We start from the raw sequence: 17,446 nt of genomic DNA, 5'->3' as shown, positions 1-17,446 counted from the left end.
TCGGGGATTATCAGTATGACCTGCAGGATCAGCGACAGGTCACGCTGAACCTCGAGACAAATAACAACATCGAAATTCACCGCAGATGCGGCGAATGGAGGGACACACATGACAGCGACGAACGACACACTCGCGCCAGGGGCGACGGGTGCAGGTCTTCTGGACCGCGAAAGAATTATCGCAAAGCCTGGCTTCAACCGTTGGCTGGTTCCGCCAGCAGCGCTCGCCATCCATCTTTGCATCGGCATGGCCTATGGTTTCTCGGTATTCTGGTTGCCATTGACCAAGGCTATCGGCATCACATCTTCCGTTGCCTGCGCCGATCTCAACCTGGGATCTGCGCTGTTCACTACAACGTGCGACTGGCGCGTCAGTGACCTTGGCTGGATCTACACATTGTTCTTCGTGCTCCTTGGCTGCTCTGCTGCCATCTGGGGCGGTTGGCTGGAGCGCGCTGGCCCACGCAAGGCTGGTTTCGTGTCGGCGATCTGCTGGTGCGGCGGTATGGCAATTGCAGCAGTCGGCATCATGACCCACCAATTGTGGTTGATGTGGTTCGGTGCTGGCGTCATCGGCGGTATCGGACTTGGCCTCGGCTACATTTCGCCTGTGTCGACGCTGATCAAGTGGTTCCCGGACCGTCGCGGCATGGCAACCGGCATGGCCATCATGGGCTTCGGCGGCGGCGCGATGATCGGCGCCCCACTTGCGGACGCGCTGATGCGCCACTTCCGTACCGATGCGTCTATCGGTGTGTGGGAAACATTTCTCGTCATGGCGGCCATTTATTTCGTCTTTATGATGGCGGGTGCTTTCGGCTACCGGATTCCACCCGCGGGCTGGAAACNAGAAGGCTGGACTGCACCTGCCGCGAAGAACTCCATGATCACCACACGTCACGTTCATCTCAAGAACGCGCACAAGACCAAGCAATTCTGGATGATCTGGCTGGTTCTTTGCCTGAACGTGTCGGCCGGTATCGGTGTTCTCGGCATGGCGTCCCCAATGCTTCAGGAAATTTTTGCCGGTTCGTTGATCGGTCTTCCTGATGTGAAGTTCGCAGACCTTACGCCTGAACAGCTGGCACAGATTGGTGCTATCGCTGCCGGTTTCACCGGTCTGCTTTCGGTCTTCAATATTGCTGGCCGCTTTTTCTGGGCGTCGCTTTCCGACCGTATCGGTCGCAAGGGCACCTATTTCACCTTCTTCGCACTCGGGATCGTGTTGTACGCACTTGCACCGTGGGCAGCTGGTATGGGTAACAAGGCTCTGTTCGTCGGCATGCTTTGCATCATCGTTTCGATGTATGGCGGCGGTTTTGCGACAATTCCGGCGTATCTCGCAGACATTTTCGGCACCCAATTCGTTGGCGCGATCCATGGTCGTTTGCTGACGGCCTGGGCAACGGCGGGTATCATCGGTCCTGTCGTGGTCAACTACATTCGTGAAGCGCAGATCGCGGCCGGAATTCCCCGCGCACAGGTTTACGATTTCACCATGTATATTCTGGCCGGAATGCTGGTGGTCGGCCTCATCGCCAACCTGATGGTGAAGCCGTTGCAGGACAAGTGGTACATGTCCGATGCTGAAGTGGCATCACTTCAGGCAAAGACAACAGCTGCGAGCAGCGGTCCATCCGGTTCCTTTGGTATCGGCAAGGGCGGCTTTGACGGCAAAGCTTTGATCGCCTGGGCAATCGTCGGTATCCCAATCTTGTGGGGTATCTGGATCACGTTGCAGAAGACATTCGTTCTGTTCATGTAAACGTTTTATCTCGTGACGGGAAAAGGCGGCCTTCGGGCCGCCTTTTGCATTTTAGAGTTGGATGTACGTGGAGTTCACCGTGCCGCGGACACCAGCTTTGGTGATCTCGACGTATCATAGGCACTGGCCGTTGTGTTGCCGACGTTGAATTGTGTCAACAGCTCCCGCAGGCTTTCCGCCTCACGGGCGAGACCGTGACTCGCCGCTGTGGTTTCTTCCACCATCGCTGCATTCTTTTGCGTTGCCTGATCCATCAGGTTCACAGCATTGTTGATTTCAACCAGACCGGTAGCCTGTTCTCTCGATGCCTTGACGATTGTCGATACGTTGACATCGATCTGGCCTACCTGCACCGCGATTTGTCTTAAGGCATCGCCTGTCTGCCCAACCAGATCGACGCCATTGGCAACGTGCTGGCGGGATGTATTGATGAGTTCCTTGATTGCCTTGGCAGCGCTTGCGGACCGCTGGGCAAGTTCCCGCACCTCTTGGGCTACGACTGCGAAGCCTTTGCCTGCTTCACCCGCACGCGCTGCCTCGACGCCAGCATTCAGTGCCAGAAGATTGGTCTGGAAGGCAATGTCATCGATGACGCCGATGATATTGGTGATCTCACCCGAGGACTGAGAAATTTTATCCATTGCGCCGATGGCGCGGTGAACAATGTCACCCGAGCGCTCTGCGCTTTCCTTGGTAGAGCCTACGAGTTTNCCGGCTTCATCTGCACCTTTGCTGGAATCCCTGACCGTCATGGTGATTTCTTCCAGTGCGGCAGCGCTTTCCTCCAGAGAGGCAGCCTGCTGCTCGGTGCGCCGTGCGAGCTGGTCGGCAGCAACGCGAATTTCGGCAGAGCCGGATGCGATGGTGGCAGCATTCTGTGCCACGGTTTGCATCGTCAGGCGCAGCTTTTCGATAACCTCATTGAAGTCACCGCGCAGTTTTTCCATGCTGGGTACAAATGGTGTGGCGAGATGCTGGCGAAGCTCGCCTTCTGCCAATTGACGCAGCGCGTGCCCCAGCGTTGAAATCGCGCTCATCCGGGGTGTCACGTCCGTTGCGAATTTGACGACTTTGACGACCTGTCCCTTATCATTCAAANTCGGGTTATAGGCGGCCTGGATCCAGACCTCCTTGCCGTTCTTGCCGAAACGCACAAACTCATCGGAAATGAACTCGCCAGCCGCCAGCCGCTTCCAGAAGTTCGCATACTCACTGGATGCCGCGTAAGCAGGTTCGCAAAAGAGGCGGTGGTGCTTGCCGACTATATCGGAAAGGCTGTAATTCAACGTGTTGCAGAAATTGTCGTTGGCGGTGAGGATTTCTCCCTGCGGTGTGAACTCGATGACGGCCTGAGACCGCGAAATCGCCTCAAGTTTACCGCTGTCTTCTTTTGCCTTCAGCTTCTTGGCAGTGATGTCAGTGGCGATCTTGACGACTTTGTAAGGACGGCGACCACGACAAACGGGATTGTAGGACGCCTCGATCCATATTTCCGCGCCGTCTTTACGGATGCGCTTATATTCCTGAGCCTGAAATGTTCCGCCTGCCAGAGTTCTCCAAAAATCCGCATAGGCTTGGCTTTCCACATAATCGCGATCGCAGAAGATGCGATGGTGTTTGCCGATGATCTCATCCAGCCTGTAACCGAGGGCGGCGCAGAAGTTCTCGTTTGCGTTGATGATATTTCCTTTNAGATCGAATTCGATCATCGCCTGAGAGGTAGAGAGAGCTTCAAGTGTCTGTATTTTGTCAGCATTTTTNCCCAGCCAAAGCATGTCGTCTCCAAACGAGCTGAAAAAAGCCGCGGCAGTGCATTTGCGTAAAGTCGCGCGCGTTTTCAATTAAGGTTTCAGTTACGTTGATAATTTCATTCTCTAATTGCATTAGAGCTTATTAATATTAATACAGTGTTGATGGTAACTATCGCCGAAGTTTATTTTCGGTTCTTCCAAGCTTAGCGCATGATTCAACTGATCAGTCCGATCCGCGGCTGGCTTCGGCGCGCATCTTTGCAATAGAAACCACGATAAATGCCTGCAACTCCAGCGGCACATCACAACAAAAAAACGCTGCCGGGCATATGCCAAGCAGCGTTTTTCGTCAGTATTCAATAATGGAAGCTTCGGCTCAGCCCTTAAGCGGCGAGGTCATCGAGGTCGGCGCCCTTGAACATCTTGGCAAGGTTCAGGAAGCAAATCATACCATGTTCATTGGCAATGATGCCTTCCGAGAAGGACTTGTCGAAGGAAGCGGAGACTTCCGGCACTGGCTGCACCTGGCTTGCAGGGATCGTCAGGATGTCGGAAACGCGGTCGACCAGCATGCCGATGACCATGTTGTGGACTTCTGCCACGACGATGGCGCTACGCTCGTTGGCAACGGTGCTCTTCATCCCGAGTTTGTAGGCCAAGTCGATGATCGGAATAACCGAACCGCGAAGGTTCATGACGCCAATCACGTCTTTTGGCGCGTGCGGCAATGGTGTGGATGGAGCCCAGCCGCGAATTTCACGGATCGTGGTTGTTTTGACGCAGAACTCTTGATCGTGCAGACGAAACGCGATGATTTCGAGAGTATCGCCGCCAAAGTTCGTAGAGTTAATCGTGACCATCAGAATTCTTCCCAATCCTTGTTCTGGGCTAGTGCAAGCGCACCGACGCTCGCGTATCCGGATTTTGGCATCCTGCCTGGTGTACGAACAACCGGTACTTTGTCTTCCGGCTTCATCCTATGATTCGTAACAGAAGAATGTTTCTCAAATCTAAACTGCGTTAACAAATTTCTCAGAACGTCTGCTTCGTGAGCGAGGCTGTGGCTGGCAGCGGTCGTTTCTTCCACCATGGCGGCATTTNGCTGCGTATTGGTGTCCATTGCTTCGACGGCATGGTTGATTTCTTTCAGCCCACTTGCCTGTTCGCGTGCGGTTTCTACGATGGCGACAACGTTGCTGTTGATTTCCGCGACCTGCGTCACGATCATGTCGAGCGCTTTGCCGGTTTCGCCAACAAGTTCGACACCTTCTTTGACCTGTTCGGCAGAGGTGTTGATCAGTGTTTTGATTTCCTTGGCGGCGTGGGCAGACCGCTGTGCCAGTTCACGCACTTCCTGCGCGACAACGGCAAAACCCTTACCAGCATCGCCAGCGCGTGCCGCCTCGACACCAGCGTTCAGTGCAAGGAGATTCGTCTGAAACGCGATATCATCGATGACGCTGATAATGTTGCTGATTTCGTTTGATGACTGTGAAATGCGCCCCATGGCTTCAATTGCTTTGCTAACCACAGCCCCGGAACGCTCCGCACCGGCCTTGGTCTTGGCAACAAGGTCGCCGGACTCTTCCGCGCGCGTTGTGTTCTGTGCCACGGTTCTGGTGATTTCGTTGAGGGCCGCGGAGGTTTGTTCGACAGCTGCGGCCTGCTGTTCGGTCCGTTTGGCAAGATTGTCGGAGGCTTCGCTGACTTCGCGCGATCCGGTTGCGATGCTTCCGGTACTTTCAGCGACATCGCGCATGGCACTTTGCAGCTTTNGCAGAGAGCTGTTCAGGTCTTGGCGGACTTTTNCCAGGGTTGGAATGATGGGCGTCTCGATGGTGGCCGTCAGGTCTCCGTTGGCAAGTGCTGTCAAGCTTACGGCGAGATCATCCACGGCGCGAACGCGCTCGGTCACATCTGTCGCGAACTTGACAACTTTGAAAACGCGACCATCCTGGTCCATGATCGGGTTATAAGACGCCTGAATCCAGACTTCTTTTCCACCTTTGCCGATGCGCTTGAATTCAGCCGAGATGAATTCCCCCGCTGCGAGCTTGCTCCAGAAGGTGTTATAATCCGGGCTGTTGCGGAACTGCTCGTCGCAGAACATGCGGTGGTGCTGACCTCGAACTTCCTGGAGACTGTACCCGAGGCACTTCAGAAANTTTTCGTTGGCTGTAATGATTTCACCGGACGTGGTGAACTCAATGATTGCCTGAGCTCGAGAGAGAGCAGCAAGCTTGCCTCCATCTTCGGCCGACTTGATCTTTTCGTCGGTGATGACGGTCGCGATCTTGACGATGCTCTTGACCTTGCCACCCATCATGATCGGGTTGTAGGAGGCCTGAATCCAGACTTCACGTCCGCCGCTGGCAAAACGCTTATATTGCTGAGCTTGGTACTTTCCTTCACCAAGATTTTTCCAGAATGTGCGGTAATCCTGACTTTTGGCATAGTCTGCTTCGCAAAACATGCTGTGATGCCGCCCGACGATCTGCTCGGCGGTGTAGCCCATTGCTCGGCAGAAGTTTTCGTTTGCAGACAAAATCCGCCCACTGGTGTCAAACTCGATCATCGCCTGAGATTGGCCAAGGGCGTTGAGAACAGCTTTCGCATGCGTTCCAAGAAGAGATAGCACGTGGATGACACTCCATGGCAATGGCACACATGTGCGCATTGCGGACTTTGCTGTTGCGCGCGGACGTGGACAATCAATTGATCGTTCACGGCAACAACAATTCATCTACAAGATTAACTTTAAAAATATCTGAATTAGGTGATTATTGATATTCGATTAAGGCGGGTTGCAAGAACCAATGGCTTTCGCGCTATCAATATTCTTTTTCGTAAAAAATACCGGCCGCGCCCTCACCGTCGCCGCCTGCAGATCCACGTAATTTGACGCCCTTGCCCACGTCGAGATTGATAATGGCCTTCGCGCCTGAACTTCCGCTTTGCTCCAGTTCCAGATAGGTCTTCTCATTGAGGTATTTACCCGCAGAAACACGCGCCTGACCTTCTGAGTCCGTCGATATATCGAGGTCGTCAATACCGAGATTGCTGCGCAGGCTATCGAACAGGGATGTCGAACGTCCGCCAGCCAGTTGACCCGCTGCGTCTGCAAGCCGGGCGATCTGCAAAGCCGACAGCTTCGACATCGACTGACCGAAGATCAGCTGTGCCATCACTTCATCCTGGGGAAGAGCGGGTGAGGACGTGAAAGCGAAAGCTGGATCGTTTGCATTTCCGGTGACAGATACCGTCACCGTCGCGGAGCCTGCGGTTGAATCCGCTGCCATGTTGAGAACGGGAACGAGGCCGCCGCCGAAGGTGATGTCGCCGGTGGTGAAATCCAGACGACGGGTCAGAATTTCCAGCCGGCCGCGTTTCATTTCGAAGCCGCCGGAAACTTCGGGGTTTGCAGCGGAGCCGCGCACCGTTACGCCGCCGGTTAGTTCTGCATCTACACCACGGCCTCGCACGAAGATACCGCTGGGTGCATCGATTTTAAGGTCCAGTGCAATTGAGGACGAACTGCCGCTGCCACCCTTGTCAGCATTCAGCTTTTGCTCCTGTACGCGAACCGCACGCGGTGCGTTCTTGTGCTTCACATCGATTTGCTGGAGCGAAGCGGGAAGGCGCTCGGGTATGGTAATGGCACTTTTGTCGAGCGTGATGGTACCACCCAGAATGGGTGACGCGAGGGCAGGGCCTTTCAGCGTCAACGTGCCGCTGGCCTGTGTGGTAAACAACGTACCGTCATTATAGGCAGCGCGATTGAGGGTAATGGTAAGATCGGCGGGGAAACCGGAGCCCGGCAAGATGCCTATGGTGCCGGAGCCCGAGATCGTTCCACCGCCAGCAAGCTGTCCGCTCAATTTGGAAATGGTGGCTCTGTCACGGTCGAAACTGATCGCGACACCGAGATTGTTGATGGTTAGATTGCGACGCACATCGGTTACGCGGGTGCCGTTGGTCGTGATGCTGCCAGTGACATTGGGAGCGCTTGCTGTGCCTTCGATCTTGACATCGACAGCCGCCGTGCCAGCGACATCGAAGCCTTGTGCTGCGGTCTGCGCGGCAAGCACGCCAAGAGGTACGTTACCCCTGAATGCCATCGATAGTGGCCGGTTGCCGCTGATGCCAAGCGTCCCGCCACCAGAAAGCGTCAGCCCGCCTTGCGCCGTCACGTTGGTATCCAGTCTCAGTGTGCCGTCAGCAAACTGTCCCTTGGCTTTCACGCCGAGTGAGCCCAGACCGGCGGAGCGTGTCTGGCTGACTGTCGCATCGGACCAAGTCAGGTCGTAGTTTACTGTCGGATTGGAAGCCGATCCCTTAGCAGTGACCGTGCCGGAAATCGTCCCTGACGCGTCGAGTCCGGGGGAAAAGGCGTTTGCGAGATTGGCGGGAACGGAGCGAATGGCGGTGTTGAGATCAAGCGTCGAGCCCGCCATACCATTGACTTCGACACGTCCATTTCCAGTTTGGATGACGAGGCCGGAAATCCGCGCTGTACCATTGGCGATGGTAATGGCTGTTGGTTGTGAGAGCTTGACCGGAATGCCACGAGGGCTGGCGGAAAAGGCATCCACTTTCACTGTCATGGGAGCTGCGCCCGTATCAACGCTTCCCTTTAGCACCAGAGGCGCATTGTCGTAACGGGCATTGAGACCGAACGCGGTCGCCGTGCCGGAATGGTTGATGTCGAGGTCGAGGCCGGAAATGGAAACCGCACCGGCGTTGATGGCTTCCGCCGTCACCTTGCCATTGGCTGCAAGCGCCACGACATCATCGACCTTGAGGTCGGCCACGAGTTTGGAAACAGTCGTCGTGCCTCGAGATATGGTGTCGCCAGTGGCACGGATCGTCGCGGCGATCTTTCCATCCGAATTGGACACGTCCACGTTACCCTTGACGTCACCATTGGCCTGTTGGGCAGCCAGGGCTGCCAATAGTGAGAGGTCTGGAAAATCGAAGGAAAGATTTCCCGATGGCAGAAACTGCGGGGTAAATTGCAGATTGCCGGTCAGCACGTTACGTCCAACCGTGACATTCAATTTCGGAATTGCTGTTCCGTTCTCACCTTGGACGAGTTCTCCTGACGCATCGATGACCTGTCCGTCAAGCGTGCCGCTGGCCTGCAATTGAGCTTGCGGCGCATTGAGATCGGCTTTGCCGTTGGCGGATACTTTCAGCGCCTCAAGCGCGCGGCCAGCGAGTGTGGCTTTGGCCGAGTTGAGGCTGACCTGAAANTCAGCGGCCTTGAGCGGACCATTGGCCTCCAGTGAAAATCCGAGCGCACCCGATGCTTGTGGGGTCAGCTTTTCAAGCGCTGGCAAGCGGCCACCCAGGTTTGCGACCATATTGCCGTTTNCCAGAGAAAGGTCACCATTGGCTTCCAGCGTTCCGGATTTCACGACCAGGTTCTCGACGCGCGTTGCGCCGCCAATCGTGCTGTTTACATAGGCGTCGATGGCGATTGTGGTGTCGAATTTTTCTGCCAGCGCCGGCGGCAGGACAGCCGGAAGCACGAACAGGCGAAGGTTGGATGCAATCGTGCCTGCGGAAAGATCATAAGTTCCACTGCCGGTGCCGCCGATGCTGGCGCTTTCCAGCGTTGCACCTTCGAACGCGATTGTCTGTGTAGAGATGCGCAACGGTGCATTCAGCTTCAGCGGGGCCTTGATGGCCCTCTCGATATCGGGTGACGTCATTGCCGACTGGGCGATACTCAACGACGTCTGCACCGTGCCGGTTTGGGTCGTGAGATTAAGGTCATCACTATTGGCCGATAGCTTTATGTCGTCCAGACGACCCTGAGGCATGCTCAGCGATCGCAACGATGCGGTCATGTTCAGCTGTGCCGCGCCCGCATTACCCCTGAGCGAAAGATCGACGCCGTTGACCAGGGCTGCGACTTCGCCACCCTCCAGCGGCAGCCGCACATCGACTGGTCCGTTCGTGCCAATCAGATTGGCCGCGAGATCATTCTGCCCTTGCGTGTCCATCACGCCGGATGCGGTGAGCAGCAGTTTTCCGGTTTCCAGATTACCACTCTCAACGCTGATGCGGCCTTCTGGCGATATGCTTGCTGCGAGGTCCAGCTTCGATTGTCCCGAAAACAGCTGACGCACGATGGGTGGCAGCAACATATCAGGCTGTCCGCCACCATGGAGTTCAACCCGGCGTGTGCCGTCGGCCTCAAGCCTATGGCGACCGTCGAGATCGAGAACCGTGTTGCCAGCCACCGCGCCGCTTAGCTTGCCAGACCAGTCTGACAGGGCACCTTCACCACTCAGCTTCAATGCCACGGCAGGTGCATTCGGCAGGCGCAAAAGTGTGGCCAGCAATCCACCTTGTGGTTCGCTGATGTTGGCATCGAGTTTCAAGACGTTGTCATTGGGTGCAAAGGCGATATCTGCCATGACTTTAGCTTGCTGCTCATCTTTGCGGTTGGCCGCGAGAGAGAGAGCGATGGCATCGTTCGTGGCTGTACCGTTGCCTGTAGCTGCCAGCTCGAACGGGCGCCNGGCGAGTTTTTCGCCAAGGCGGATGTCCGGCAAAGAGATGTCGTCAATGTCGATGGCAACCGGCAGCGAAAAGCCGCTTGAAGCCTGTTCTTTTGGTTCGGTTGGGGGCAGCGGCAATCTGTCGAAGGTCACATTGGCTGCAGCAATTCGTTGCGCATGGAAGGTTCTGCTCAGAAGGGCGGAAGGCGACCAGTCGACCTCTAAACCGTTGAGGCGGGCATAGACGCCGTCACGGTCGGAAATAACGACGCTATCCAGTCTCAAGTCTCCTGTCAGAAGACCGGATGGGGGCGAGATTTCAATTTTTNGATCGGGCGTGGAGACGAGTGCGGAAACCTGATGTGCGACGAACTGCGCACCTGTCGGCGTGTATCCGATGAACAGAGCAGCAAGGACGAGCAACGTAACGCCGCCAACGGCGATATAGACAAACCATTTCAGCAATCGAATCAATGCGGTCATCTGAAGCTATCTACACTCTGCTGGTTATCTGAAGTTCTTCTCAGAACGACTGTCCGATGCCGGCATAAATACCGAAACTGCTTCCGCCTTCATATTTTTGAAGAGGCATGGCAACGTCAAGACGCAAGGGGCCGAACGGTGTCGCGTACCGAATGCCTATGCCTGCGCCAGCGCGGATATCGGAGAAATCAGGCGCGAGATCGGATGATACCACGCCTGCGTCCACGAAGGGAACAAGACCGATGGTTTCTGTGATTTNGACGCGGGCTTCAAGCGAGGTGACGACATAGGAGCGCCCGCCAGTGGCTTCGTTTGCGGCATTATAGGGTGAGATTTCCTGATAGCTGTAGCCGCGCACCGATCCACCTCCGCCCGCATAAAATCGGCGGGTCGGTGGAATATCTTCCAGCGCGCCGACGCCGACCAGTGCACCGGCTGCGATTTTTCCGGCCAGCACAACCTGGTCGTCAGCGCCAAGGCCCTTATAGGCGGTGGTGGAACCTTCAAAAGACGTAAAGAACGTGCCGTTTAGCGCTTCATAGCTGGGCTTTGCGGAAATCGACGCCCGGAAACCTTCTGTCGGGTTCAGCTTGTCATCACGCATGTCCCGCACGAATTCTAGCGGCACAGAGGTGGTCAAATACTGGTTGTTGCCGAATGCATCATCTGAATCCGTCCACTCGACCTCAAGTCCGGCGGATGCCGTGTCGTAATCGTTGAACTCATAGGCAAAGCCAGCATATCCGGTGACGGATCGCGCATCGTATGTATCGGGGTGCTCGGTCTTGGCCTTGAGGCTTGCCGTAAATGTCGTTGCCGGATTGAAGACGCCTGGCTTTGTGAAGATAATTCCGGCGGAATAATCCATATCCTGCACGTTGGATGCTTCACCCAGACGCGAGATCGCACCTTCGATGCGCAACGATTCGGCTTTGCCAAACAAATTGCGGTGACCCCAATAGCCTTGGAGGCCGATGCCTTCGGTCGTGGAATATTGTGCGCCGACGCCGAGATAACGGTGCTTGCCTTCAGATACTTCGATAGTCAGCGGGATCGTGCCGTTGGGGGCGAGCGTTTTTGCTTCCTTGATGGTGATGCTGGAGAAGACACCCAGTTTACGAAGTCGGTCGGAAGCCTTGCGTAATTTCTCCGGCGAGTAGGGCTCGCCGCCGTTGAGTCGTGAATATTTCCGGATGAAATCCTGATCGACCGTGCGTTGTCCCTTGACGGCAACGTCGCCAAGAGGCGCCACTGGTCCGCCTTCCGCAGATAACGTCAAGTCGACTGTGTTGTTTGCGTGGTTGGCGACCGCTTCTCTCTTCGTCAGTTCTGCAAGCGGGCGGCCTTCGGCCTTGAGGTCGTCGATCAACTTATTGCCGCCGCGGATGATAGCAAGCGAACCCGCATTTCCACCCGAAACCAGCCCATATTCGGAAAGATCATGCCCTATGACATCACCCTCAAGTCGAACGTTTCCAAGCGTGAACGCGGGTCCGGGTGTTACGTCGATCACGACCGGGATTGGTCCAGAGCGATTAAAGGATGGGTTCGGCGGAATCGAATCAATATCCTGACCCGCGACCGTCACTTTGACGATTCCACCGTATCGCGCGTTTTCATAAAGGGATGCAATCAACCGTTCGCGATCGTCTCTCGCCCTGATAATCAGACCGAGATCGCCTGATGCAGGCTTGTCGGGTTCTGACGTCAGCAGTGAGCTGTTCTCGAGGCTTTCTTTCAGCTTCGCGTCTGCGCCCGGTGCATTCAACGTGACAGTGAAGGAAACGGGGTCAAGAACCTCCTCCTTCTTGTCGTCGGAACCGAAAATGGTAATGCCGAAAATCTTGAGTGCGTAAGCCTCGCGGGCAAACCCGGGATATAGCGACACTGTTGCCGCCACCGCCAAAGCGGAGCCAGCCTTCCAGAACGCAATACTCTTCTTTGGGTCAGTCCGCACTGTCGGCATAGGCTACTTTATGGTTGAGCATTTACTATCGGCCCAAGCGGTTGACCGTTCGTTAATGTAACAGCTTAAGCATAAAATGGCCTGATTGGGCACCCGAAAANGCGCTTTTTCGACCACAAACGCAAAAGCCCCGGCTAACCGGGGCTTCGTAACATGCCAATCAGGCGATGTTAGCGGCAACGTGCCGTGTAACGCTGACCGTACTGGTCGCGATAGTAGCAATAGCCTGGCTCAGAAGCGTTACCGATAAGGGCACCGCCTACGCCACCGATTGCTGCGCCAACCGCTGCGCCGCGTACGTTACCGGTCACAGCGCCACCAATGACAGCACCGGATACGGCACCGATGGATGCACCCTTTTCAGTCTGCGTGCAGCCTGCAAGCGTCAAACCGATAACGGCAAAANTAATAGCCTTCTTCATGAACTCTCTCCAACGTTACATCCGAGCTCTATGGCTCTTGATAGGCGTCCCATAGGTTATCTGCGGCGACTGCTACCTCCGACCGCAACAGATATCTAACAAGTCGAAAGTGTTTATGGAAGCCTCCCTTTGGCAGGCCATGCTCCCGTCCCAAATCGATTGTGCCCTACTGAACGGCGTTCGAGAAGAAAAGTTCCATTTCAATCTCTCTTTGACATGAATCAATTTTGCTGTTTGCTGAATCTCTTATAAGTCTCCTTGGAATGGTTCAAAAGTGGAGGCCAATTGACGCAGTTTGCAGCAAACAGCGCCAAAAGGGGTTGACGGTGTTGGTAGGTAGACCGACAACGACCGCAAGAATTCTGGAGCATGGAATGGACTTCGAGGCATATTTCAAGACCGAACTGGATGGTTTGCATTCGGAAGGTCGCTACCGCGTCTTCGCCGATCTGGAGAGACAGCAGGGCAATTTCCCACGCGCGACCCGCTACACGGCAAATGGCGACAAGCAGGACGTTACCGTCTGGTGTTCCAACGATTATCTCGGCATGGGGCAGAATCCCAAAGTTGTCGAAGCCATGAAGGCGGCCATCGATCACTGTGGCGCGGGTGCGGGAGGCACCCGGAATATATCTGGCACCAACCATCACCACGTGAAGCTGGAACAAGAGCTTGCCGACCTGCATGGAAAAGAATCCGCGCTGGTTTTTACCTCCGGTTATATTTCTAACTGGGCGACACTTGGTACACTTGGCCAGAAAATTCCTGGCCTCATCATCTTTTCTGATGCCTTGAACCATGCTTCGATGATTGAGGGTATTCGCTACGGTCGTTGCGAGAAAGTCATTTGGAAGCATAATGATCTCGAAGACCTAGAAGCCAAGCTGAAGGCGGCGGACCCTGCGGCACCGAAGCTGATTGCGTTCGAATCGGTGTATTCGATGGATGGCGATATTTCTCCCATCAAGGAAATCTGCGATCTGGCCGATGCATACGGCGCTATGACCTATCTGGATGAAGTTCATGCTGTCGGCATGTATGGTCCACGTGGCGGCGGCATTGCCGAACGTGAAGGTCTGATGGATCGTCTGACGATCATCGAAGGCACGCTCGGCAAAGCTTTCGGTGTTATGGGCGGTTACATCGCAGCATCCGTGGCGCTTTGCGATTTCATCCGCTCGTTCTCGTCCGGCTTCATCTTTACCACAGCGTTGCCGCCATCACTTGCGGCCGGTGCGGTCGCCTCCATCCAGCACCTGAAGGCCAGCCCGTTTGAGCGCGCCCGTCACCAAGAGCGTGTGCGTACGCTGCGGTCCATGCTGGATGCCAACGGGATTCCGCATTTGCACAACCCGAGCCACATCGTGCCTGTCATGGTGGGTGATGCCGCCAAATGTAAATGGATTTCCGACATTCTGCTGGATGACCATGGCGTCTATGTTCAGCCGATCAACTATCCAACGGTGCCGCGCAAGACTGAGCGCCTGCGCATTACACCGACACCACTGCACAGTGATGCCGATCTGGAGCAACTGGTCGGAGCGTTGCATATGCTCTGGTCGCGTTGCGCTTTGGCGAGAGCTGTTGCCTGATATAGGCTGAACATAATTCGTTGTCGGTCGCGGCTTTNGTAAGCCGCGACCTTTTTATTGCTGCCTCAGTGTTCGAGCATTTCGTGCACGATGTCTTTCGCATCAAGCGATGCGGGATAATATGTCGGCCAGTTGCCGAGTTCCTGAAGCACCGCGCTGCGGTCATTTCCCCAAAACAGATGATAATGACCGGCTTTGGCCGGTGCGATGGTGTGGTCGCTGAACTGGATGAATTCCGGCGCAGTTGCCTCGCCACCGCTCTTCTTGAAGATGTAGCGGACCCCGCGATTGCCCTTTTTGTAGGTCAGGATTTCAAAACCATCCGACACATACTTGGCTTCCGCAGGCTTTCCATCGCGAAAGAAGGTGACGGTGTCACCATTGATCACGATGCGGTTGACGTCTGTTTTGTAGCCGGTCGCGTACTCGTCGCGGTATTCTTTCGCGCTCTTGTCGCCATGCTTCGCTTTATGCGCCATGACGGGGTCAAGCGAGCCATCAAGGAGGTAAGGATAAACGGACTGCCAGTCACCTTTCCAATCGGAAAGTGCGCGTGCTTCGATTTGGCTGTCCTTGAAATAGCCCTTGTAAATCTCCTGGGATTCTTCGGAGTGATCATGCGAGTGAGAGTGAGAATGTGCNTTGGCTGGGGCTTCGGTTCCCTGCGCAGACACTGCCATCGCCGAAAGCAAAGTGGCGCCGACAGTCAAGGCTAGGGCGTGTTTGGTGATCATTATGCGTTCCTCAATTCGTCATCGTTTCCGAAANGTTTGTAATGTAATTACATTACAAATTGCACATAGCCGTATTCTGGAAGGCAGGCAATGCTGCATTCTCTTTAATGGGAATTTTTAACGCAGTGTTGGGCGCGCCATCGTGGAGGGCACGCGCGCATGGCAGTTTACTTATTGGGCTTCAGGCGGCTCTTTGTTTTTGAAGCACGGCTTCCCGCGCATACGCGCGGGCCTGGGTATCTGCATCAAGCACGGCTTCCATCGTCTGCGCCGACTGGCCGTGGTTCATTCGATCCATCACGGTCTCGACAATATCGGCCATGTCGAGGAAGCCGATTGCACCATCGACAAAGGCATGAAACGCGGTTTCGTCCGCTGCATTCAGGACCGCGCCCTGCGCGCCGCCGCGTTCCAGGGCCGTTCTGGCCAAACGTAAAGCAGGAAAGCGAACCTCGTCCGGTGCTTCGAAATCCAGCCTCGCTAGCTTGGTGAAATCCAGTCGCTCCACATCGATTTTTCCACGTGTCGGGTAGGTCAGAGCGTAAGCGATGGCCGTGCGCATATCGGGGCAACCCAGTTGGGCGATGACCGATCCATCCGTATAGGCTACCATCGAGTGGATGATCGATTGCGGATGAACGATGACTTCGATCTGGCTCGGTTCGAGATCGAAAAGATATTTNGCCTCGATCATTTCCAGCGCCTTGTTGAACATGGAGGCGCTGCCGATGGAAACCTTCAGACCCATCGACCAGTTGGGATGGGCGCGGGCGGTATCTGCCGTCACGCCTGCCATCTGTTCGCGGCTGAAGGTGCGAAACGGGCCACCGGATGCCGTCAGCACAATGCGCTCGACGTTTGCTTTGTTTGTCGGCTCAAGACATTGAAAAATGGCGCTGTGTTCGCTATCCACGGGGATCAGTTGGCCGCCACCTTCGGAGATGGTTCGAAGAAAGACGTCTCCAGCGGAAACGAGGCATTCCTTGTTGGCAAGCGCGATATTGGCACCGCGTCTGGCTGCGCTCAGCGTCGGTTCAAGACCGGGCGTTCCCGCAATCGCCGCCATGACCCAGTCAGCGTCCATCTCGGCTGCTTCATGCAACCCACTTCGGCCTGCTGCGACCTTGATACCGCTACCCGCCAAGGCATCCTTCAAAGCCTGATAATTGTCGTCTTCCGACGTCACCGCCAGTTTGGCGCCCAAGGCGCGTGCCTGCTCTGCCAACAAGGTGACGTTTTCCGCACCGGTCAAAGCCATGACATCGAACCGCGACCGGCCTCCAAGCTGAGCGATGACATCCAGCGTGCTCGTCCCGATGGAACCCGTTGAGCCCAGAACGGTCAGTTTTTCAGGTAAGGTTGAGCTCTGCGCGTGCGTCATATCAATCCGGTTTTNGTGAAATATGTCAGTGATGCCTCTACAAGCGAAAGACGGGCATAACAAGGAGGCTGCTCACTATTGTCTTTGCTCTGCACCGCCCGCATATTCCAGGCTGTTCACGTAGAGGAAAAGCATGCGGCGGTTTTTTGTTTCCAGCGGTTGGATTTTAGCAGCGACCTTCCTTCTGGTGCTGGTCTTCATTCCTCTCGACCCGATCATTTCACAACGCGCCCAAGCGCTTCCTGGCTCCATTGTCGGCTTCAACAAATCCATTACCGACTTCGGCACGTTTCGCTGGATGCTTTATAGTACTGGTCTTCTGGCAATTGCCGCTTATGTCGCTGCGCGTGTGCTGACCAGCTATTCCTATGCCAGTCGCATCAAAACGGCCTGGAGATTGTTGCTCTATTTCTTTTNGACCATCGGCACGGCCAGTATTCTGGTTCACCTGCTCAAGTTCGTGATTGGACGCGCCAGACCGGAATTGCTGATCGATTTGGGTGCTTACAGTCTGACGCCCTTTACGGGTGACAATCTCTACGAGAGCTTTCCTTCCGGCCATTCGGCGGCGGCAGGCTCCTTCTTTGGCGCGTTTATGATGCTGATGCCGCGGTTTCGATTCGTCTTTATTGGTCTTGCAATGGTTATCGGCGTATCGCGGGTTATTGTCGGTGCGCATTATCCCAGTGACGTGGCGGCGGGTCTGCTTCTGGGAACGTGGACTGCGATGGCCTTCGCCTTTATCTTTGCACGTTCCGAATGGCTGTTTCGTTTCGACATGAAGGGCTGGCCTTTCCCGAAAAACGTACCGTATTCCGCGTCGTGAGCAGTCAGCGATTGGGGG

Annotated in this window: 11 protein-coding genes; 3 read left to right on the top strand and 8 right to left on the bottom strand. The window is 55.3% G+C overall.

The features are described from left to right. The first annotated feature begins 108 nt into the window (after positions 1 to 108). Complete coding sequence (locus tag CUC55_RS10780; RefSeq protein WP_103087836.1) at positions 109 to 1,764, top strand: OFA family MFS transporter; 1,656 nt, start codon at positions 109 to 111, stop codon at positions 1,762 to 1,764. A gap of 74 nt (positions 1,765 to 1,838) precedes the next feature. Here CUC55_RS10780 and CUC55_RS10775 read toward each other — a convergent pair whose 3' ends face one another. The 6 genes from CUC55_RS10775 to CUC55_RS10750 form a co-directional block, all read right to left on the bottom strand. Continuing rightward, complete coding sequence (locus tag CUC55_RS10775) at positions 1,839 to 3,539, bottom strand: methyl-accepting chemotaxis protein (protein ID WP_103087835.1); 1,701 nt, start codon at positions 3,537 to 3,539, stop codon at positions 1,839 to 1,841. Positions 3,540 to 3,898: 359 nt separating this feature from the next. Continuing rightward, the gene (locus tag CUC55_RS10770; protein WP_067645741.1) at positions 3,899 to 4,375 is read right to left on the bottom strand and encodes a chemotaxis protein CheW; all 477 of its coding nucleotides are present in this window, start codon (positions 4,373 to 4,375) and stop codon (positions 3,899 to 3,901) included. After that, positions 4,375 to 6,090, bottom strand: a complete 1,716-nt coding sequence (locus CUC55_RS10765) for a methyl-accepting chemotaxis protein (RefSeq protein ID WP_245417745.1) — start codon at positions 6,088 to 6,090, stop codon at positions 4,375 to 4,377. Before CUC55_RS10765 ends, CUC55_RS10770 begins: the two co-directional genes overlap by 1 nt. Before the next feature lie 256 nt (positions 6,091 to 6,346). Beyond that, positions 6,347 to 10,507: a translocation/assembly module TamB domain-containing protein gene (locus CUC55_RS10760; RefSeq protein ID WP_103087834.1), complete on the bottom strand. Its 4,161-nt coding sequence runs from the start codon at positions 10,505 to 10,507 to the stop codon at positions 6,347 to 6,349. 40 nt (positions 10,508 to 10,547) lie between these two features. After that, positions 10,548 to 12,473 (bottom strand): autotransporter assembly complex protein TamA, encoded by a 1,926-nt coding sequence (locus tag CUC55_RS10755; protein WP_103087833.1) that lies wholly within the window; start codon positions 12,471 to 12,473, stop codon positions 10,548 to 10,550. Positions 12,474 to 12,643: 170 nt separating this feature from the next. Next, positions 12,644 to 12,895 (bottom strand): YMGG-like glycine zipper-containing protein, encoded by a 252-nt coding sequence (locus CUC55_RS10750; RefSeq protein WP_103087832.1) that lies wholly within the window; start codon positions 12,893 to 12,895, stop codon positions 12,644 to 12,646. 374 nt (positions 12,896 to 13,269) lie between these two features. Here CUC55_RS10750 and hemA point away from each other — a divergent pair, with 374 nt between their 5' ends. Continuing rightward, positions 13,270 to 14,487 carry a 5-aminolevulinate synthase gene (hemA, locus tag CUC55_RS10745; RefSeq protein WP_067645736.1) on the top strand — a complete coding sequence of 406 codons (1,218 nt, stop codon included), beginning with the start codon at positions 13,270 to 13,272 and terminating at the stop codon, positions 14,485 to 14,487. Positions 14,488 to 14,552: 65 nt separating this feature from the next. On the opposite strand, the gene CUC55_RS10740 is transcribed toward hemA, so the two are convergent. Then, positions 14,553 to 15,221: a metal-binding protein ZinT gene (locus tag CUC55_RS10740; protein WP_103087831.1), complete on the bottom strand. Its 669-nt coding sequence runs from the start codon at positions 15,219 to 15,221 to the stop codon at positions 14,553 to 14,555. Positions 15,222 to 15,402: 181 nt separating this feature from the next. Then, entirely contained in the window at positions 15,403 to 16,602 is a 1,200-nt protein-coding gene (gene dxr, locus CUC55_RS10735; RefSeq protein WP_067645732.1) for a 1-deoxy-D-xylulose-5-phosphate reductoisomerase, read from the bottom strand. Positions 16,603 to 16,735: 133 nt separating this feature from the next. On the opposite strand from dxr, the gene CUC55_RS10730 reads away from it, so the two are divergent. Beyond that, positions 16,736 to 17,428, top strand: a complete 693-nt coding sequence (locus tag CUC55_RS10730) for a phosphatase PAP2 family protein (protein WP_103087830.1) — start codon at positions 16,736 to 16,738, stop codon at positions 17,426 to 17,428. Positions 17,429 to 17,446 lie beyond the last annotated feature (18 nt).

Source organism: Agrobacterium bohemicum, from assembly GCF_002896715.1.
Classification (GTDB): domain Bacteria; phylum Pseudomonadota; class Alphaproteobacteria; order Rhizobiales; family Rhizobiaceae; genus Agrobacterium; species Agrobacterium bohemicum.
Note: the sequence above shows the minus strand (reverse complement) of the source record. Positions and strands in the feature narration are given on the sequence as shown.

Excerpts from the sequence above, each read along its gene's own strand:
- hemA (WP_067645736.1), top strand. The coding sequence starts at position 13,270 with ATGGACTTCGAGGCATATTTCAAGACCGAACTGGATGGTTTGCATTCG.
- CUC55_RS10770 (WP_067645741.1), bottom strand. The coding sequence starts at position 4,375 with ATGGTCACGATTAACTCTACGAACTTTGGCGGCGATACTCTCGAAATC.